We start from the raw sequence: 19,938 nt of genomic DNA, 5'->3' as shown, positions 1-19,938 counted from the left end.
TCTTTTTCTTTCTAACGCAACAGCTTTAAATGCCTTTGGCGACATCATCAAGTGCTTTTAAAACCTGCTCATTAATATGGCCTTCATGGACAAGTTGACAGACTTTTCGTCTAACAGCTAAGCCTGAAATTAAACGTTCAATCGATAAATGACGTTCGTCTTGGCGACTGTTATATAACTCAACGGTACGACTTAAAGTTTCATAACTGACTTTTTGACCAGAAACATATAACCAATCTAGCTTCTCTAAGTATCCGTGGCACTCTTCAGTAATAACTGATGATGGATGACCAGTCATTGCAGATAAAGCCGTTATGCTTCGCTGGAGCGCTTCTGGTGAGGTATATTTAGATAACACAATCGTTAATTCATCTGCATTAATCTCAACAAGATGCTTACGCAACTTAATACGACGCCCTAATCGGCCTTTCGGACGCGGTGCCTTTCGCTGAATCGGTTCAAACTCACCATCAATAATGGCGGATAATTGTTCTAATTCTTGCTTTGGCATGATCTCATTACGTAACGGGTTTGGCATTGTTGGTGCCATCGTACGCTTACCTTCATTGGTCGTTTTAGCACGTGAATATCGGATCACTTCATCAGCATCACATTTAATATCAATACGATAATCTGTGTAACGTTTATCAGGCTCTTCAGCACTGATCGTTAAATGGTATCCCCATAAATTCACCGCAAATATCGTTTCTGTTACTTTTCCTTCAGCTAATTTTTTCAATTCTCGAATAAGATCAGAAGAAAAACGTCGCCATTCAATATTTCTAGCAAGCTTTTGATTTAAATCACTTAAAAGCATAGAGTCATTGACACGACGAGACATGCGACTACGGAAAAAAGTATACAACTGAAACACAAGCGTATGCTGACGTAAAATTTCAGGTGGAAACAAGAAAAAATAATCGCGTGTTAATAGTTCATCAAAAAATGACGGTTCCCACACCAAAATATACAAATTAGGTTTGATCCTGATCTCACCATCTTCCCCTTCTTGAGGCGCTTCTTCTGAAGCCGTGATCGTTCTAGCAATAAAACGAAAACGATCACTCTTAAACCCTTCAGGCATATTTTCACTTAGCCAACGACCAGTGAGTTCGTGTAATTGAAAATCAGTAAATTCAATACGATCAATACTTTCTCGAATAGAATCGCGTGCCGGGCCACTGTCTTTTTTGCCTCGTAGAGCCAAAATATCAGTGATATAGACTGGCGTCTTATTTACCATCGATCGCGCTTGAATTTCATAATCAGCGATATGGTGATCATGGTACTGAACCGTTAGGGTAAACAACGCAAACAGTGTCATGAGATCATCCACCGTCATGATCGACTTTGATGATCGTGTCTCAATGATCGCTTTCGTACCACTGATCGCAACCATTGATTTTTGATAACTTTTTTTAGTTCTCGGTGGCGCTAACGCTTGATCAATGATCCCTGCCCAGCTGGTTGGTGAAACCACAATTTGATCAGCTTCATCAGGCATACTAGGTGGGGTGCCTAAACCATGTTCTGTCAGTAAGCGTCGATTAACATGATTTTGTGCTAATGCTTTTGAACGTTTTTGTTTTTCTTTTTCTTTAAATTGGTCTGATTGTAAACTCCCCGTGCCCAATTGAGAGATCAGCAAAGATGGATTGATGAAGTGATGCAGCATGGTTTTACCGGCTAAGCCTTCTTCGAACCTTACAGGCTGCTGATTAAATAAACCAACACTCACAGCTGCACGTAAACGTTGCTGAATTGCCGCTCGCGTTAATTGACCTTCCGTTGCTTCAACAAGTTCAGTTGTTGATACATAACCATCTTTGCTTGATAAACCACGTAGCGAAATAATATTGAGCAATTCAATAATACTTTTGGTGACCCCTTTGAAATGTTGATATTGCGGAAGCCAATCGACAAGATTTGAATGGATCAAAAATAAATGACCATCTTTGTGCGATCTAGGGGCTTCGATCAATATTTTTTCAATTGGGGCATTTTCACTATTACGAGGTTGTTTCATTTGTCATTGGCCGTAGATTCATCATCTTTCCGCAAAGATTAATAGAAAAAGATCAATAAATAAAGTTTTTTATTTAAAGATTTTTAATACTGATCTTTATGATTAATTCTGATCTATTTGATTAACTGATCTAATGATCTGGTTCTATTTTACAATGTAACATTTTGTTTTAAAAGAAGATAAAATAGTGACGTTACGGAACAATGATCATGGTTTTATCGGAAGTGTGATCAACAGTTGATTGAAAACATGATCATCATAACATAGGAAGCATGATCATCTGGATTCTGAAACGATGATCAACATTCAATTGAAAGCATGATCATAATAGATTCAATGCTTATTCACAGGGTTATCCACAGTAATCCTTTATCTGTATTGATTGATCTTTAATTCCACGCTGTAAAAGTCATTTATTAAGGCGTTTTTAGTCGGAACAATGATCATGTAAGTGCCGTTCGAACCATTTTGTTTAAATTCTATTCACTTTTAAAAGTCGGATAAAAAGTAATTACCGCGACCATAACGATTAATCCATATTACATTGATTCGTTATGTTGCTAAAGAAGTGCCTATTTTGTCGTTTAATATTAGGAAAAATGATCAAGTAAATGAATCTGCATTTCAAATATCTGTACTATTTATTCAATATTGACCTTTTGGACACCTTCTAAGGGAGGTTTTGTGTGCTAAACCCTTATTGAACCTACATTCACCGTAACTTATCACCTTTCGATCATGCTTCCGTAACTATTGTTGTAAGGCGCTAGCGCCTCCCTTTTACCTTGATCATTTTTCCTGAAAATTTGATCTTATAATCGATTGAAGTTCTGATTTATATTGCCGTTAGAGCACTTGATCATCGTTTCGTGATCGCAGCTATTTTCTCGGAACAATGATCAAGATTTTGTTCGCTCTATTTCGACTTTTAGGTGATGAGATCTGGCTTTATTTGCTATTTCATAATTTTTTTAATGAAATAGCTATGAAATTATTCAATTTCATCATAGTGTTAGATCTTATCGTTATTTGTCTAATTTTAGCTGTATCTGAAATTGAAATAACATCTCCCGTAACTTAGCTTGTTTTTCTCATGCTTCTGTAAATAGCTAGCTAAAATCAATTTACATTGTAAAGTTGTGACGTTGTAACACTTTAAATCTGTCTCTTATTTCGAGTAGTTAATCACATAGTTAACGTCATAAAATGTTCAAATATTTATCTCATATCTGCTTTTATCAAACATAAAGCTTTTTGACTTTAGATTAATATCACACTGATTGTTCAGCTTTTTATTGTTATGTTCTGTGTTTGTTGTACAATATTGCTCAGTCTATCATCATGGCGAAGAGTGATAATGAATAGGGAACAGACGATCCAAAATTTGCTCAACATTGCAGAGCAAACAAAACAAGTACAAGCGGACCGAATTGAGATTGTTTTAGAAGAGCGTCGTGAGGAGCTATTCCCTCCGATGTCTAAGGCTTTAATGGAAACACGCTCAGGGTTAACAAGACGTAAACTTGATGATGCAATTTCTCGTATGGAGGCTGATGGTCATCAATTTACGAAAAATAATGCTAATCACTACTCTATTACATTAGAAGAAGCCCATAAGCTGATGAAAGCTGCAAAAAAACCGGCTTTTCATGAGAGAGAAGGAGCTGGCCGTAAACCTTGGGTTGTTAATGTTCAGAATCAGAAAGGTGGTACGGGTAAATCAATGACAGCGGTTCATATCGCTGCTTGTTTAGCATTAGATTTAGATAAACGCTATCGTATTTGTCTTATCGACCTTGATCCACAGGGTTCATTACGTCTGTTTTTAAACCCTCTTATAAGTGTGGGAAAACAAGAAACGATTTATTCCGCTGTTGACGTTATGCTTGATAACGTACCTGATGGCGTTGAAATGGATAAAGATTTCTTAAAAGATAATGTGGTTATGCCAACCCAATATCCTAACCTTAAAACGATAGCGGCCTTCCCTGAAGATGCGATGTTTAATGCTGATGCATGGCAAGATCTTGCAGTAAATCAAGACCTTGATATTGTTCGTTTACTCAAAGAAAAAGTCATTGATCCAATTGCAGATGAGTTCGACATTATTATGATTGATACGGGTCCTCACATTGACCCACTGGTATGGAATGCAATGTATGCATCTAATGCGTTAATCATTCCTTGTGCTGCAAAACGTCTTGACTGGGCATCTACTGTTAACTTTTTCCAGCATTTACCGACTGTTTACGAGATGTTCCCTGAAGATTGGCATGGTTTAGAATTTATTCGTTTAATGCCGACAATGTTTGAAGACGATAATAAGAAGCAAGTTTCTGTGTTAACTGAAATGAATTACCTGCTTCGTGATCAAGTTATGATGGCAACAGTGCCACGTAGCCGTGCATTTGAAACTTGTGCTGATACCTATAGTACGGTATTTGATTTAACGGCAGCAGAGTTTGAAGGGGGTAAAAAGACCCTTTCAACCGCCCAAGAGGCTATTCAACGCGTTGGTTTAGAACTAGAACGCGTTATGCATAGCCACTGGGCAAATCTTAACGAGGAGTAACTAACAGATGGCTATTAAAACAACTGATCTTAATGCTCGTCTGTTCGGTAAAGCGGACAAACGTCGCGCGACTAATGTAACAGAAGCACAAACAGCTGCGCGCGATAAAGCTGCTGTAATAGAATTAGCGGTAGCGGGTGAAGAAACAGTTGCGTTTGAATTAATCAAAATTAATGCAGATGATGTCAGTACTAAAACCACTGTTTTTGCTGAGAATGCACGTGAACAAGCATTTTTAAATGAGCATGCACTCGCTGATATATTATCGACATTGAAAGATCGTGGACAGCAATATCCCGCTGTTGGTCGTTGGTTAGATGATGGTCGTATTGAAGTTTTAGACGGTAGCCGCCGTCGAATGTCTTGTATTTTAGCTCATAAAGATTTCTTAATTTATGTTGCTAAAGGCATTAATACTGAACACGCTAAATTTTTATCTGACGTCGCTAACGCTCATAAACCGTTAAGTTTATTTGAGCGTGGTAAAGAGATGCAACATCTCCTTGATAGTGGAAAAGTTGCGGATCAAAAAGAGTTAGCGCGTTATTTACAATGCAGTGAAGCCCTGGTGAGTGGCGCTTTAAAAGCGGCAAGTTTACCGATGGAATTGCTGATGGCTTATCCTAGCGTTGGCGAACTTGGCCGTCCTACGATAGTTAAACTTCACCGTGTGTTTTTTGGCTTAGACGCTGAACAACAGAAAAAGATGATTGAAGAGCTAAGTGCAGAAAATACGGCACTTTGGAAAACAATCAAAGCACAAGGGATCAGCCGTATTACTCGCGAAGTGACGGTTAAACTTGAAGAGATGGGTGATGCACTTCAGCCAAAAGCTGTTGTTGAAAAACCAAGTTCTCAAGAGCTTATTAAAGGTAAAGTAAGTTATACCCGCGATGGTGATAAGTTACAGTTACGTTTGAAAAAAATGAGCGATCGCCAAGTCAGTGACATTCTTGATTATTTAAATGATTATCTGAAATAATCAATTCTTATTAAAACCACGCACTCTAGCGTGGTTTTTTTTCATCTCAATTTTGTTTCACATGTTATGATCTCAGCAATCATGTTGTTCAGGTTATTGTATGTTATCACTTCTTCCTACGTTTATTTCTAAGCTTCATGGGGACTCTCTTGCAGCTAATTGCCGTCGACTTGTTATTGTTGAAGGTGATCTTTGCTGGTCAACTCAGATCACGCAAGTATTTTCTGAACACTATTCAGCGATGCTTTGGGCGGGTGATAATGCGCCTGACTCTATGCTTCATTGTCCTTTTAAAACAGCGAAAAAGTGGTTGGGACAAGAAACAGATTGTATTGCAATTAACGCTCATCACGGTATTGATGCGAATGTTATTGGTGCGTTGTCCGGCACAATAAAAGGGGGCGGGGTAATGTTATTACTCTTACCTCTTGGATGGAAAAGCGATGCTAATATTTCTCCATTTATGAAGCGGCTATCATTATTGTGTGCAGATCCTGATGTGATTACGTTATGCCAAGATACGCCTATTCCGATATTTAAACCTTGGATTCACCAGTCACCTAATAGTGTTGATTTTATCTCTAGTGCTCCTCGGTTTTGCTTATCGCAACAACAAGAGCTTGCGGTAGATGCCATTATCAAAGTTGCTGTTGGTCATAGGAAGCGCCCGTTAGTTTTATCGGCTGATAGAGGGCGAGGTAAATCGTCATCGTTAGGTATTGCTGCTGCTGAATTAATGCTAACGCGTAAAATGAAAATTGCGGTGACGTCTCCTTCTTTTTCTTGTGCATCTACCGTTTTTTCGCATGCCCAGCAACGCTTGGTTGACGCTGATACCACTCACCCTCATCGCTTATTATGCCAAGGGAGTGAGCTACATTTTATTGCGCAAGATGTTATTTGTGATGTTGCAGATAATTTTGATTTTATTCTTGTCGATGAAGCTGCAGCGATTCCTGGTGATACCTTGATCGCGTTATTAAATCGACATAATCGGTTAGTCTTTGCCACGACGATTCATGGTTATGAAGGGACAGGGCGTGGTTTTGAAATTAAATTTAAGCAAGCCCTCAATAAAAAAATGCCGCAGTGGAAAGCGCTTCATATTGAGCAACCTATTCGTTGGCAAGTCAACGATCCGTTAGAGCAGTGGGTTTTCAATGCATTACTGCTTAATGCAGAGTACTCAACAATAGAGACATTATCTGATGCGACCATTTCTTATGAACGCGTTACTAAGTCAGAGCTTGTTGCCAATAAAAATTTATTGTCTCAAATAGTTGGTTTATTAATTCATGCCCACTACCAAACCTCTCCCAATGATGTTCAACAACTTCTTGATGATGCTAGCCAACACCTACTCGTCGCCCGTACGGAACAACACGTGATTGGTTGTTGTTTGCTCGTCAAAGAAGGCGCGTTTGATGAGGATTTAGCGCAAGCGGTTATGCTTGGACAGCGAAGAATCAAAGGGCATTTATTAGCGCAATCTATCGCAGCACACCTAGGTTTAAAAGCGGCAGCGAAACAGTCTTGTTATCGAATATTACGTATTGCTGTTTTACCGGCACTTCATCGTCAGGGGATCGGTCATCAGTTATTATCTCGTGCTGAGAAGTACGCTTTGTCGTGCGGCGTTGACTATATTGGTACAAGTTTTGGTGCTTCTGATGAACTAGTAAATTTTTGGCATAACGCAGGTTTTACTCCTATTCGTTTAGGCATAAATAGAGATGCGGCCAGTGGGCTTCATTCATTACTCTGCGTTAAGGTATTCAATCCTTACTGCTATGATTCTTGGTTCAATGATGCTGCTCTTTTATTTTCTGCGAGTTTTTGCGCTCAAAGAGTAGAACAGTTCCAACAACTAGCACCTGAATTATTTCTTCGTTTATATAGAAATGGGAAGACTCAATCAATTGATTATCAACTTCCTGAACCCTTTATTCAGTCTCAACTTAAAGGCTTTTGTTTGGGGGCGTTAGGCTATGATTATGTGGTTGCAAGTATTGAAACAAGGTTATCATCTTATTTACTAAGTGATGATTGTACTCGAAATGAAGAATTGTTTTTTGTAATCGCAAAAGTGATGCAGCGCCAAGCTTGGACTGATGTTATCTCTACGTTCAAATATACTGGACGAAAACAAGCAGAAAGCATTCTTCGCCAATTTGTCAGCGAGAATCTTATCTAGTGATGGCTTCGATTTTGGGAGTACTGTTTACAGTGTAAATTGTTTCTCTCTTTTATTTACAGTGTAAATTGGATATTCACTTTACACTGTAAATTACCCGTTTATTCTTTTCTTACTTCTTACTTCTTACTTCTTACTTCTTACTTCTTACTTCTTACTTCTTACTTCTTACTTCTAAGCGCCTCTACAGAACTTGCCTTGTATATTTTATTTTTACCGTAGAATGGTGCTTTTTATTTCTTCCGTCGAAAAATATTTTTATATTAATTTGTGGCGTTTGGAAGAGGTAGCTGGTACTCACTTATTTAATTGAAAGGTTGGGTGATAACGTATGTCCTTACTGTAAATTATATATGCAATCTAATGTATATATAATTTACAGTGTAAATATTTAAATTGCTGACGAGTATTTACACTGTAAATATAATGAATGATGGTTAATTGTTTATTAATATTTTCTAGATGCTAGATGCTAGATGCTAGATGCTAGATGCTAGATGCTAGATGCTAGATGCTAGATGCTAAAGTTGAAGTGCTATATTTACACTGTAAATGAAGAACCAGTTCTAACTCGTATTATTTTTCGAGAATGAATTATATTGTGAAAATCGATAAGACGATAAAAGAAGGGGTAACAATTAAAGCATTGATAGGTTGGGAATTGAAAGTGCACCTATTTGCCGTTGTCCAATTCAAACCGTGATTAGAGTGATTAAAATAAGGTAGAACCTTCACCTTGCTTTCTTGAAATTAAAAGCTGTGATAACCATTTGCATCCTATAAGTTGAATCAGTTAGATAATAAATAGAAATTAAAAAAAACCAGTACAAAGGTACTGGTTTTCGGGGGAAATAATATTTACAGTGTAAATGACCTACGCCGATTCTAACTGTGTGTATTTTTCAGTAATAAAGCCTTGATAACCACTTACGAATAAATCAGATAACCGTTCTAACTGTGTTTCTGTTTCAACGCGAGTTGCAATAGCCTTAATATCTAAACTATGTGCGGTTCGACATATGGAAGATAATACATTTGATTTTGTTTGGTCATTTAATTGATAAGTATATGCGTAGTCGATCTTGACGTAATCAGGATTAATTTCTTTTAAGTAATTTAATGATTGAAAATGACGTCCATAGTTATCTATTCCCACGCCAAAGTGGTAGCGTTTTATAATACTGCACAACAGGCTTGTCGCATCAGTGTTTCTGATACAACTGATTTCTTGTAATTCAAAAAATAGTCGAGAGGCTATCTGCGTATTATTACTCAATAGTTTATCTAACCAGCGAGTAAAACTCGGATCGCCAATACTGCTGTTAGTGATGTTTATTGCAAATGGACCTATTGTTCTATCGGCATTAAGTCGGTTAACTATGGTTACGATGACATGTCGATCAAACCAACTGCCGATCTTCAAATCTTCTATAGCACCTAAAAACTGACCAGCTGAATAAAAGTTCTTATCTTTTTGTATCGCGGTGAAAACCTCATAATGGTAAACACTTTTATTTTCTAATGTTGCAGGCTGAAATTTATATTGAAATAAATCTTCATTTATCGCTTGCTCCAGTAATTGTTTCCACTGTTGTTTTCCTAAGCTGTTATGGCTATTAGGATCTTTTATTAAAGCAATGGATTTATGAGGAGTAAGCTTTGCTTGTGTTAATGCGTTATCTAATTGGGTTAATAATTGGCTTGGCGTAATTTGCGCTTCGTTATAAACCAATCCAATATCTGTGGTTGATGGGCTAACTAAATTTGAATTATTAACGATATCATCAAATATTTTAAGCACCATTTTTCCAAGCAATTCTAACTTTTCAGAAGATAGGTTAGGAATAAGAATGGCGAATTCATCACGAGATAAGCGTGCTATCGTGGTGTAATTATAATTAATGACATCATTCAAACGTGCTGCGATTTGCTTTATCAGTTTATCACCCGCTTGATAGCCTTCCTGCTCATAATAATCACTGATTAGCGTTGTTTGGATTAGTGCTAATCCACCTTTATGTGATTCATCCAACCAAGAGCTAATTTGATGGATAAAGAAACTTCGATTGCCTAAACCAGAGATAGGATCAAGATAAGCTTGTTCTCGCAGTTTTACGGCTTCGTTTGCTTGACTCTTAAAGTTGACATCTAATTGATAACTAAGCTTATTAAAAGCTCTTACTATTGTTTTAATATCTGATTCATCAGGCAATGCTAAAGGTGCTTGATTGAGATTATCTATGTTATACGCACGGTTGGTTAGCGTGCGTAACGATGTGAAATGCTTTTTACTAATAAAGTAAATCGCGCAGCCACCAAGAAGCATGAGTAATAAATGTGAAATAAGGGTGTTACTAAATAACTGCCAATATTTTGTATATGCCCAGCGGGATGACGCGCTCAGGGCTAGGATACCGACATCAAAATTGTCATTATTTATTATTCTTTTTTCAATATGTTCTGGGATCTTAATTAAAGATTGAAACCATTGTGGAACATTAGTGATATCACGGTTATTATCTATTCGTATCAAAGGTGTTGAATCGGCAAGTAACAACGATGCGTGGTTATATTGTTGTGCAGGAAATAAATAATTTAGCGTATCAACAAGTTGTTCTTCTTGCTGTCGTGAAATTATTAAACTGTCAATAATTGATAATTTATCCGGTAATGTAGTAAGCGCACGATTTATATCTTCATGAGCTGTCGCTATATGCTGATCACTAATTACATGATAGCCAGTATACAACTGCGTACCTGCAGAAATGCCAAGTATAGAACACATGAGTGTTGTAATACTTATTATTTGTCGTTTAAAGAGTGTCATAGTCTGAGCACCAAAGTAGAGTACTAGCCCAACATAAACAGTAAAAGAGAGATATCTTATGCTGACTAAATCATTGATTTTGTATTAGTCTAATTTATCAAAAGTCGCATCTTGCAACTGTACTCTTTGTTATTTATTGTTGAAATTCGATAGATGTGTCTATTTGTTTTTGCAAACAAGACTAATATTCATAAGAAAATAGTGTTTGCTTCCAAAAGGAAGTCACAATATTGTAGAGAATAAATTATTTATACTTTATGGAGATAAAGATGGAGTTGTCCGATATTCGCAGGGAGTATGCCAAAGGAGGTCTACGACGAGATGATTTACCGAGTGATCCACTCGTCTTATTTGAACGATGGTTAAAGCAAGCAGTAGAAGCACAGTTACCTGATCCCACTGCAATGACGGTTGCTACCGTCGATGCTTCTGGACAACCTTTTCAACGTATTGTTTTACTAAAACACTTTGATGAGCATGGCTTTGTATTTTATACCAACCTTGGTAGTCGTAAAGCTCAGCAACTAGCCATTAATAATAAAATCAGCTTGCATTTCCCATGGCATATGTTGGAAAGACAAGTACATATTACCGGACATGTTGAAGCGTTATCAAAGCGTGAAGTGCTAAGCTATTTTTCTTCTCGTCCAAAAGAAAGCCAAGTTGCAGCATGGGCGAGTAAACAAAGCCAACGCTTAACAGCAAGACAAGCATTGGAAGGGAAATATTTTGAATTGAAACAAAAATTTCTAGCAGGAGAGGTACCTGTACCTACCTTTTGGGGAGGCTTTCGCGTTAAATTCAATTCGATTGAATTTTGGCAAGGTGGCGAACATCGTTTACATGATCGTTTTTTATATCACGATAATAATGAAGAATGGACAATTGATCGATTAGCACCATAACAATAAAGAGCAGATAACTACTCTTTTATTGTATGGAGTATTTAATCTTTTAAAACAATAGACAACTGTGTTTTCAACATACTTTCTGGAATGTTTGAACCATAACCTAATTCTAATGCCAAATCTAAAAGCTCACCTTTAGAATTGGCATTAAACTTCTCTCGTAAGCGCAAAACATAATTCTCAATTGTTTTGACAGAAACACCTAATGTATTCGCGATATATTGCGGTTTCTTCCCATGCAATAGAAGAAATAATACTTCAGATTCTCGAGTATTTAATCCAATGTCTTCCTTTTTGATGTTGATTCTTAACATAGAAGAATTTTTTTGCTGTTGAGTTATCCCTATAGCACGGCACAACCAATGTCCAACTTCTAATACAGCTGTGTCTGTTAACTCAATACCTGAAAAAATAGTCCCTATTACTTGATTATTATGATCACGCCATGGTGTTTTAGTAAAAAGGTGAGCGCGCCACTTACCATCATGATAAGGATGAATATCAAGCACACGAATTGTTCTCTCTGTTTCTATTACAATTTGATCTTGTTCAACATATTTATCTGCGTAATCTGTCGATGTTATAGGCATTTGATAATCCGTTTTACCTATACAATCTAAATGATTATCAAATCCAACCATTCTTCCATACTCAGGATTTACATAAACAAATGTTGAATTGATATCTTTGCAACCCCAGCAGCCAGGTAACTGATCAAAAATTTCGGGTGAAAATGAGGCGTTTTTATTATTCATATATTGCCTAAAAATACAGTCAGCGAAAACATTCTAGTCACTTTATCGTATTTGTAAATATATAGGTAATAAGATGCTTATATATTAGACAAAAATATAAAAAAAGCCGGCCAATATGGCCGGCAAAACAAGAATTGGCTCTAGGAGCATAATTCTGTACGACGTGTAGAAGAGATAATCAGAAAAACGAAGTGAGGTACATTATCGTTTTCGCTGATTTATCCTTTTGGATAATGCTCGTTTTCTAGGTGAAATCACCTTAAATAACGAACAAGCATAACTATAACTAAGCTTCTATTAACAAAATAGGGGGGAAATCACCTATTGACAAAATTCTAACTCTCCTAACTATCTTCTAACGTTATGACACATTTAAAGCTGATGTCTCTGCCAGTTAAGTTTAAAACCAAATTTGATACGATTATCTGTCATTTTTATTTCATTTAATGCTATTTGCCAGATTGAAGATGGCAGATTTTTCGCTATCGGAAATTTTGCATAATATAACGCTAATGCTTGTTGTTCATTGCTTGAATCGATCAAATTAATCTGACCAGAAAACTGTATACCTTGAATATCACTAACGTCACTAGGTTCAGGTGCGATAGTACCTGCAATACGGTGGTTTTTTAGCATTAGGTTTCCATGACGTGTCTCTGGAGAAGTCATGATATACAGCATCATATGGTCACTATCGAAAACATAGTAGCAGTTAGCACTCCAAATATTATCGTTAAAACTAGCGCATAATGTCAGTAGATGGTGCTCGGCAATAAAGTGTTGAATATGTTTTAATTCGTTCATATCAGTGCCCCTATTGTTTTATTTCGTTAATGATTACCCTACCTGCTTGATAAGAACAATATACACAACAGATTCTTTCATACCATAGATGAATTAACTCTTTGTTTTTATAACGGAACGATGATCATGTGAGCTGAATTAACGGTCAGTGTCAAATGGACTGGAAAGATGATCAAGGATGATCCTGTGAGTAAATCAGACAAAAATAAAGGAAATCAGCGACTTTTTAATACCTATTTTATGAATATGAATTCAGTGAGCGTCGAGAGGTATGGAAGCATGATCATGGAATATTCCGACATGGAACACTTGTAATTCCCGCGATCTTAAGTCAAGAAAGAATAAATTCAGACAAGGACCTATTAGGTGATCCGTGGAGGTAAAGCCTGACGTGCTCCTAAGATTATTCTTTTGTCTTTAAAGGGCGTGCTCGTAGGTGGTGAGTCAGGTTTAGTGGTGTATAGAGTAATAAAATAATTGAATAGTCGTTTAAATCGCAATATTGGCAATGAAAATACTGGAACAATGATCAAGGTCTAATGGTTATAGACAGTGACTTTAGTTTATTGTGTCTTAGCCGATAATCACTCCTATGCGTCCGCGACTTGAGTTAGTGATTATGTTTGATGTTACTTGGCTGTTTATTATTCCTATTATCGTTTTAGGCTGGTTAATTTCACGTTACTTTGCTACCAGAAATATGCAGCAGCAAGAAAAGCAGCAGCAAATACTGAAAGACATTAAATATAAACAAGTATTAGAGAAGGCCAAAAAGGCGGAACGAGAAGAAAAAATTTTTAAAGCCAGTACAGGGCATATACCGAGTCAATTATCTTTAGCAAAAGAATGTGAGGTGACGAATCCTGTTGCGGCAATTGAGTGGTACGAAAAAGCGGCAGCGCAAGATAATGAAATGGCGCAATATGCTTTGGCACGTTTGTATCGTCGAGATCCCTTGGATCAACAAGCAATGCTAAAAGCCAATTACTGGCAAGCGTTTATTGATGTAAAGCAAAAATCACCTGAATCACTGTTTCATTTTGGCTTGTTACTGATCCAAGGCAAAGGGGTAGAGGCTGATCCTACTTTGGGTATCGATTATATTCAGCAAGCAGCAACTGAAGAGTTTCTTCCTGCTGCACTGTTTCTTTCTGATTGGTATGTTGCTGAAGAAACCGATCATTACTTACCTCAACAAGCCTTTTATTGGCGGATACAAGCGGCGAAACACAATGATCTTGATGGATTAATGAAAACAGCATTTTGTTATAAAGTTGGATTGGGGGTTGAAAAGGATGTGGATCGTGTCAAATACTGGTTAGAGCGCGCAGCGGAACATGATCATCCAGAAGCACAATATCTTGCAGGTAAAATGTATTTAGGCGCATGTGCAAATAATGCCGCGATTGCTTATATTTGGTTTTCAATGGCATATGCTGGCGGTTATAAAAAAGCAAGAGTAGCAAGAGATGAAGCCGCGCCTCTCATTGGTATTGAATCGATCCTCAATGTTCAAAATATTGCGAAGGAAATCTATAAAATTCTAAAGAAACAGCCTGTTACTCCTCATTCGATTATTACTTTATTAGATAATTGCTATGGCCGAAAAGGGTATCGTCCAACCCTTGCTGATATTGAATCATTGGGCGAGACTCACGATGACATGAGTGATGATCATGAAACATCAATAAAAGAAGAGATAGCAATATCGATGACAGACGCTAACGCGATAGAAACGGATAATTCAAACGAAAAGCCAGCAATGAAAGTGGATGATTGGACGACATCATGGGGATCATCGTCAGATATGATGCTTCAAACAACATCGATAACTAGCGATGAAACAAAGAAGTAAAACGAAAACAGCTCAACCACTGTTGAGCTGTTTTTATTTAATATTATGATTCAGAGGACTAATATACTTTCGGGTGTTTATGGTGGTGTTTTTTACAAGAGCCATTATAAAAGGATTTCAAGCTACATTGCGTACCTTGTTTATTAAAGTGGCACTTATTACCAATAGCAGTCCCTTTGTGTTTTACACAATAGTTCACCCATTTTTGTTTCTTGTCTTGTGCATGCTGTGAACATTTACCTTCTTTGTAAGCCCACTCATCACACATTTGACCGCTAGGTAGGCGGCAGTAACCTTGGCCATCAACAATAACGGATTGACCACCATGGTGTTCACAATAGATAGAAGCAGGATTTCCGTGCGGACCGCCAGCACAAGCGGCCGTTGAAATTAATAGTCCAATCAGTAATAAAAACTTTTTCATGTTAATTTTCTCTTTTTAATAATGACTGAAATTAGTACAAAATTGGTTTGTCAGCAGCGGGTTTACACTCACCGCGTAGATATTCCCATCCATCACATTGGCTACCGTTCTTGAAATGACAGACGCCAGCTTGGCTACCATCTTCATTCGTTGTGATTTGATAATTGCCACCATGTTCAACACAGTATGTTGCTGCTGGATTTGCCATGTTTGCAGTTGGTTGAGTAGGTAGTGTTTTACAACCAACCAATGAGGCTGAAGCAATAAGAGAAAGTAGCAATAATGTCTTTTTCATAATCTAATCCTTATGTAAACGATGGCTTCGTTTTATATCCATTCACGTGATGAATGATTTGAGCGTATTGTGCATTTAAAACACTGTTCGAATGTCAGCGAAATGACAAAAAATAACTCTCAGTAAGGTTGCCGGTTATTTAATGGTGACGGATAGTAAATGCTTCATTGACGATAAATATATATGATTAATGGCTAATGTACGGTTATAAGGAAAGGGGAAATAAGAGGAAAAGCTTGAAGATAAAAAATACAGCTTAACATTTGCTAAGCTGCATTGTTTAAAAGTGATTAATCAGGGGGAAGAGATTAATTACTTAGTAAACGCGATTACCTTTTTTACGGTTACATTTGTGATTGTAGAAGTCTTCTAGATCACATGTTGTATTCCATTTAGCAAATTTACATACATCACCGGTTGCAAATCCACCTTTTTTAACACAGTGGTCGACTAATTTTTGTTTATGCGTTTTACCTGAAGGTTTACATTGGCCTTTCATAAAGGCGTATTCTTCACATGAGCTACCGTCGTTAAAGACACAGTAACCTTTTTCACCATCGCCACCCATTGGAGTACGAATTTCAACATGACCACCATGTTGTACACAGAAATCGGATGCTGGATTACCAAACGCAAAAACAGAGCCTGAAAGCAGTAAACCAACAACAAGTAGTAATTTTTTCATCATTAACCTTCCGATATTAATAATAGAGCAATTGGACAATCAATTAGTGTGTTGAACAACCGTCCATGTCTAAGCATTGACCGCCATGATCAACACAATACGTTGCTGCAGGGTTTGCCATGTTTGCATTGGATCGAATAGGTAATGATTTACAGCCAACGAATGATGTTGCAGTAAGTAGAGAAAGTAAGAGTACTTTCTTTTCAAAATCTAATCCTTGTTAAACAATAGCCTCGTTTAATCGCGAGTATTCAGCAACTGAATGTGTTTTATTCATTGTTAATTAAAAACATCGTTCAAATGTCAGGGGAATGAAAGGGTCTGGTTATCTGGCTGTGAAAAAAGTATGTGAATTAAAATGAATTTGTTAATTATCAGTAGGTTATTAGAGCAAGGAGGAAGGTGAATCTTGCTCTAATAAAATCATTAGGCGTATTTATTAATAAATGTTGTCAATATATCAAGGGCGCTGTTATCCCCTCGTTGTTCTGCCAGCAAATAATCATAAATCGCATTTTCATGATCAGCGACTAACGTAAATAAATAGCGATGCTCTGTGGCTTCATCAGCCTGTTGTTGGTAGCGCTGCTGATAGGGAGCAACCCATGGCACCATGGTATCGACTAACTCTTGCCAAGGTAATGCAAGCCATTTATTAGCATCGGCAAGACCTTTATTCTCCATATCTTGATCGTAATCAGGGCAAGGGTGTCCTAACGTTTCCAGTCCATCCTTTAAACATTGCGCCGTGAGTTCCTCAACCTTTATTAATGTTTGCCATTTGTTGTTATGGCTATCGTCACTATACTTTTCAGCAAAGGTCTTAAAAAAAACAATGCCATAAAGTTCACCTAAATAAGCGTTATAGAGTTGAGCAATCATTGTGGTTATATCCAAAAAGGTTAATACAACATTAATAATACGCTTTTTACACCAATAAACACAAAGAAGGTTTGATATGGAATCCTCTATTTTTCCCTCTTGGTTAGGAGGGTATGAAATTAACCGTTATATCACTAATCCTAATATTAAAGTTGGAGATTACAGTTATTATTCTGGCTACTACCATCAGCACCATTTTGAAGATCAATGTGTTCATTATCTACTGGGTGATAAATCCACGATTGAAGCTTGGCAGTCAGGTATTTTTGGTGATGTTGATCAATTAATTATTGGCCGTTATTGCTCTATTGCCACAGGAGTCGTGTTTATGTTGTCGGGTAATCAAGGCCACCGACATGATTGGATCTCGACATTCCCATTTGATTTCCAAGAATTTGGCGATGGCGTCAAAACTGGGATCCAACGAGCGGGCGATACGGTTGTTGGTAACGATGTTTGGTTCGGGGCTGAATGCGTTATTTTACCTGGCGTAAAAATAGCTGATGGTGCCGTGATTGGTACTCGTGCCGTTGTAACAAAAGATGTTGAACCCTATTCTGTTATGGTGGGTAACCCATCGCGATGTGTTAAAAAACGATTTACAGAGCAACAGATCGCTTTATTGCTAGAGATGCAGTGGTGGAACTGGCCAAAATCTGCATTAAAAGCAGCAATGCCGTTGATGTGTAGTACGCAGGTCGATGAACTCTATCAATATTATTTAGATAACATAAAATAATATTGTAAGTTTAAAACTTATTTTTAGTTACTTTATAAAAGCATTCCTTTTTTGATGTGCTTCCTTTCTATATATGCCTTTTTGTTATTAGTTTCAGTCTAATTTGAAAAAATTACATTGATTTACAATTATTCAATGCTGAAAATGTGTATTTTATGGTTAACTCTACGGTAAATGATCAACTAAATTTGAAATTCAGATGAATTTTTATGCTTTAAAAATCGATTTTTAGTTAAAAAATTGATCTGAACCAGTAAAAATTCAATTTTTAAGTTTTTTTTAAAACAAAAGTTGAGATATTCAAATTAAATTGAGTAAGATGGTTGAGCCAGCTTGTTGACAGATACCTTTTTCGACATTTTCAGTGAGCTAGCTTCAAGGTGGATAGTGATATCCGAAATTTGCCCTTAAAAATATTGATGAGATAACCATGAGCAATTCTTTAGTTCTTGTAATCAATTCTGGTAGTTCTTCACTTAAATTTGCTTTAATTGATACTGTCAACGGTGAAGCTACGTTAAGCGGCCTTGGTGAGTGCTTCGGCCTCCCTGAAGCAGTGGTTAGCTGGAAAGTCAATGGTGAAAAGCACGAATACAAGCTTGATGGTTTAGATCATCACCATCAACAAGCGATTGATCGTATTGTCGATTTAGTCGACGAACTTGGTCTAAAAGAAAATATCGTCGCTGTGGGTCACCGTGTTGTTCAAGGTGGTAACTTATTTGATCATACTGTTAAGATTGATGAAAAAGTTATCGCTGATATTGAGTCGCTAAGCGATCTAGCACCACTACATAACCATGCACACGTTATTGGTATGCGTGCAGCAAGCAAAGCATTCCCTACATTGTCTCAGTATGCAATTTTCGATACTGCATTCCACCAAACAATGCCTGAAAAAGCATATACTTACGCAATTTCTCAAGAAGTTAGCAAAGAGTACAACATCCGTCGTTACGGCTTCCACGGCACAAGCCACTACTTTGTAACGCGTGAAGCAGCGAAAGTCGTGAATAAGCCAGTTGACGCATCAAGCTTTATTTCTGTTCACCTAGGTAACGGCGCATCAGTATGTGTGGTTAAAAACGGTGAAAGTATTGATACATCAATGGGCTTCACGCCACTTGCCGGCTTAATGATGGGGACACGCTGTGGTGATATCGACCCAAGTATACTTGAGTACTTATTAAAGAAAGGCTGGAGTAAAGAGCGCCTAGAGAAAGAACTCGTTACGAATTCTGGTTTCCTTGGTGTTTCTGGCTTTACAAGCGACTGTCGCGGCATTATTGAAGCAATGGAAGATGAAAGCCATCCTCACCACCACGGTGCTAAGCTCGCGTTTGAGCTATTTACGTACCGCGTAGCAAAATACATTGCATCATACATGGTGGCACTTGATGAGCTAGACGGCATCATTTTCACTGGTGGTATCGGCGAAAACGCAATGCCAATTCGTAGTGAAATTCTACGTTTAATGAAGATCTTTGGTTACCAAGAAGATATAGAAGGTAATACCGCTGCACGTTTTGGCGCACAGGGTATTATCACTAAGCCAAATACACCACTAGCAATGGTTATCCCAACCAATGAAGAGTGGGTAATTGCAAAAGAATCAATGGCGCTATTGCACGCATAAGTGACAATGACGTACTAGATTTCCGAGTGGAACGGCTCGGACGATACTTTGGTTTGGAACCCCAAAGTATATGGAACGGAAAGACGGCTCTTTGCTTTTGCATCGAGCCGTTTTTTCGTTATTGGTTGTTACCAGAAGATGTCATCAATTCTCTGAAGTTATATATATCCATGAGCTAACTCATTTTTGTCGGATAGGCGGCACTCGTTACCGAGTGCCGTCCCTCGAAGAACCGTACGTGCAACTTTCACTGCATACGGCTCAAGCCTCCACTAAGGCACCGATTGGCACCCAGCAACTTACAAAGCAGCGAGAGCAGGTTCATGCCAAGAGTTGCGGCATTGCTTCTTTGAT

The 19,938-nt window shown here is 37.6% G+C and carries 17 protein-coding genes; 8 read left to right on the top strand and 9 right to left on the bottom strand.

Features of this window, described 5'->3' with window-relative positions:
• Positions 1 to 25: 25 nt before the first annotated feature.
• A complete protein-coding gene (locus C9J38_RS18000) occupies positions 26 to 2,026 on the bottom strand; it encodes a replication initiator protein RctB domain-containing protein (protein WP_107208293.1) in 2,001 nt (666 codons plus the stop codon).
• 1,357 nt (positions 2,027 to 3,383) lie between these two features.
• Here C9J38_RS18000 and C9J38_RS17990 point away from each other — a divergent pair.
• The 3 genes from C9J38_RS17990 (at position 3,384) to C9J38_RS17980 (ending at position 7,774) form a co-directional block, all read left to right on the top strand.
• Positions 3,384 to 4,598 carry an AAA family ATPase gene (locus C9J38_RS17990; RefSeq protein ID WP_045085008.1) on the top strand — a complete coding sequence of 405 codons (1,215 nt, stop codon included), beginning with the start codon at positions 3,384 to 3,386 and terminating at the stop codon, positions 4,596 to 4,598.
• A gap of 7 nt (positions 4,599 to 4,605) precedes the next feature.
• A complete protein-coding gene (locus C9J38_RS17985) occupies positions 4,606 to 5,580 on the top strand; it encodes a ParB/RepB/Spo0J family partition protein (RefSeq protein WP_045085007.1) in 975 nt (324 codons plus the stop codon).
• 100 nt (positions 5,581 to 5,680) lie between these two features.
• Entirely contained in the window at positions 5,681 to 7,774 is a 2,094-nt protein-coding gene (locus C9J38_RS17980; RefSeq protein WP_107208291.1) for a tRNA(Met) cytidine acetyltransferase TmcA, read from the top strand.
• 874 nt (positions 7,775 to 8,648) lie between these two features.
• Here C9J38_RS17980 and C9J38_RS17975 read toward each other — a convergent pair.
• A complete protein-coding gene (locus C9J38_RS17975; protein WP_233217825.1) occupies positions 8,649 to 10,601 on the bottom strand; it encodes an EAL domain-containing protein in 1,953 nt (650 codons plus the stop codon).
• Between the two features lie 269 nt (positions 10,602 to 10,870).
• Here C9J38_RS17975 and pdxH point away from each other — a divergent pair, with 269 nt between their 5' ends.
• The gene (gene pdxH, locus C9J38_RS17970; RefSeq protein ID WP_107208290.1) at positions 10,871 to 11,506 is read left to right on the top strand and encodes a pyridoxamine 5'-phosphate oxidase; all 636 of its coding nucleotides are present in this window, start codon (positions 10,871 to 10,873) and stop codon (positions 11,504 to 11,506) included.
• Positions 11,507 to 11,547: 41 nt separating this feature from the next.
• Here pdxH and C9J38_RS17965 read toward each other — a convergent pair whose 3' ends face one another.
• Both C9J38_RS17965 and C9J38_RS17960 read right to left on the bottom strand, forming a co-directional pair.
• A complete protein-coding gene (locus C9J38_RS17965) occupies positions 11,548 to 12,264 on the bottom strand; it encodes a PAS domain-containing protein (protein ID WP_107208289.1) in 717 nt (238 codons plus the stop codon).
• Positions 12,265 to 12,636: 372 nt separating this feature from the next.
• The gene (locus C9J38_RS17960) at positions 12,637 to 13,068 is read right to left on the bottom strand and encodes a YhbP family protein (RefSeq protein WP_107208288.1); all 432 of its coding nucleotides are present in this window, start codon (positions 13,066 to 13,068) and stop codon (positions 12,637 to 12,639) included.
• 592 nt (positions 13,069 to 13,660) lie between these two features.
• On the opposite strand from C9J38_RS17960, the gene C9J38_RS17955 reads away from it, so the two are divergent.
• Complete coding sequence (locus C9J38_RS17955) at positions 13,661 to 14,923, top strand: tetratricopeptide repeat protein (RefSeq protein WP_107208287.1); 1,263 nt, start codon at positions 13,661 to 13,663, stop codon at positions 14,921 to 14,923.
• A gap of 58 nt (positions 14,924 to 14,981) precedes the next feature.
• On the opposite strand, the gene C9J38_RS17950 is transcribed toward C9J38_RS17955, so the two are convergent.
• From C9J38_RS17950 to C9J38_RS17935, 5 genes are all read right to left on the bottom strand, one after another.
• The gene (locus C9J38_RS17950) at positions 14,982 to 15,347 is read right to left on the bottom strand and encodes a DUF333 domain-containing protein (RefSeq protein WP_107208286.1); all 366 of its coding nucleotides are present in this window, start codon (positions 15,345 to 15,347) and stop codon (positions 14,982 to 14,984) included.
• A 31-nt stretch (positions 15,348 to 15,378) separates the two neighbouring features.
• A complete protein-coding gene (locus C9J38_RS17945) occupies positions 15,379 to 15,642 on the bottom strand; it encodes a DUF333 domain-containing protein (RefSeq protein ID WP_107208285.1) in 264 nt (87 codons plus the stop codon).
• Between the two features lie 316 nt (positions 15,643 to 15,958).
• The gene (locus tag C9J38_RS17940; protein ID WP_233217824.1) at positions 15,959 to 16,330 is read right to left on the bottom strand and encodes a DUF333 domain-containing protein; all 372 of its coding nucleotides are present in this window, start codon (positions 16,328 to 16,330) and stop codon (positions 15,959 to 15,961) included.
• Between the two features lie 66 nt (positions 16,331 to 16,396).
• On the bottom strand, positions 16,397 to 16,534 hold the full coding sequence (locus C9J38_RS21810) for a hypothetical protein (RefSeq protein WP_158259297.1): 138 nt from the start codon (positions 16,532 to 16,534) through the stop codon (positions 16,397 to 16,399).
• Positions 16,535 to 16,753: 219 nt separating this feature from the next.
• Positions 16,754 to 17,209 (bottom strand): hypothetical protein, encoded by a 456-nt coding sequence (locus C9J38_RS17935; protein WP_107208284.1) that lies wholly within the window; start codon positions 17,207 to 17,209, stop codon positions 16,754 to 16,756.
• 76 nt (positions 17,210 to 17,285) lie between these two features.
• Between C9J38_RS17935 and C9J38_RS17930 the strand changes: the two genes are divergently transcribed.
• The 3 genes from C9J38_RS17930 to C9J38_RS22090 form a co-directional block, all read left to right on the top strand.
• Positions 17,286 to 17,948, top strand: coding sequence for a CatB-related O-acetyltransferase (locus tag C9J38_RS17930; RefSeq protein WP_107208283.1), 663 nt, complete (start codon positions 17,286 to 17,288; stop codon positions 17,946 to 17,948).
• Positions 17,949 to 18,378: 430 nt separating this feature from the next.
• Positions 18,379 to 19,584 (top strand): acetate/propionate family kinase, encoded by a 1,206-nt coding sequence (locus C9J38_RS17925; RefSeq protein ID WP_107208282.1) that lies wholly within the window; start codon positions 18,379 to 18,381, stop codon positions 19,582 to 19,584.
• Between the two features lie 70 nt (positions 19,585 to 19,654).
• On the top strand, positions 19,655 to 19,938 hold a 284-nt coding region (locus C9J38_RS22090), incomplete at its 3' end, for a M35 family metallopeptidase (protein ID WP_233218528.1).

This window comes from Photobacterium sp. GB-210 (assembly GCF_003026075.1).
Taxonomy (GTDB): Bacteria; Pseudomonadota; Gammaproteobacteria; order Enterobacterales; family Vibrionaceae; genus Photobacterium.
The sequence above is the reverse complement of the archived record's forward strand: the minus strand, read 5'-3'. Positions and strand labels throughout refer to the sequence as shown.

Coding starts and splice junctions, on each gene's coding strand:
- C9J38_RS18000 (WP_107208293.1), bottom strand. CDS start 2,026: ATGAAACAACCTCGTAATAGTGAAAATGCCCCAATTGAAAAAATATTG.
- C9J38_RS17990 (WP_045085008.1), top strand. CDS start 3,384: ATGAATAGGGAACAGACGATCCAAAATTTGCTCAACATTGCAGAGCAA.
- C9J38_RS17985 (WP_045085007.1), top strand. CDS start 4,606: ATGGCTATTAAAACAACTGATCTTAATGCTCGTCTGTTCGGTAAAGCG.
- C9J38_RS17980 (WP_107208291.1), top strand. CDS start 5,681: ATGTTATCACTTCTTCCTACGTTTATTTCTAAGCTTCATGGGGACTCT.
- C9J38_RS17975 (WP_233217825.1), bottom strand. CDS start 10,601: ATGACACTCTTTAAACGACAAATAATAAGTATTACAACACTCATGTGT.
- pdxH (WP_107208290.1), top strand. CDS start 10,871: ATGGAGTTGTCCGATATTCGCAGGGAGTATGCCAAAGGAGGTCTACGA.
- C9J38_RS17965 (WP_107208289.1), bottom strand. CDS start 12,264: ATGAATAATAAAAACGCCTCATTTTCACCCGAAATTTTTGATCAGTTA.
- C9J38_RS17960 (WP_107208288.1), bottom strand. CDS start 13,068: ATGAACGAATTAAAACATATTCAACACTTTATTGCCGAGCACCATCTA.
- C9J38_RS17955 (WP_107208287.1), top strand. CDS start 13,661: ATGCGTCCGCGACTTGAGTTAGTGATTATGTTTGATGTTACTTGGCTG.
- C9J38_RS17950 (WP_107208286.1), bottom strand. CDS start 15,347: ATGAAAAAGTTTTTATTACTGATTGGACTATTAATTTCAACGGCCGCT.
- C9J38_RS17945 (WP_107208285.1), bottom strand. CDS start 15,642: ATGAAAAAGACATTATTGCTACTTTCTCTTATTGCTTCAGCCTCATTG.
- C9J38_RS17940 (WP_233217824.1), bottom strand. CDS start 16,330: ATGATGAAAAAATTACTACTTGTTGTTGGTTTACTGCTTTCAGGCTCT.
- C9J38_RS17935 (WP_107208284.1), bottom strand. CDS start 17,209: ATGATTGCTCAACTCTATAACGCTTATTTAGGTGAACTTTATGGCATT.
- C9J38_RS17930 (WP_107208283.1), top strand. CDS start 17,286: ATGGAATCCTCTATTTTTCCCTCTTGGTTAGGAGGGTATGAAATTAAC.
- C9J38_RS17925 (WP_107208282.1), top strand. CDS start 18,379: ATGAGCAATTCTTTAGTTCTTGTAATCAATTCTGGTAGTTCTTCACTT.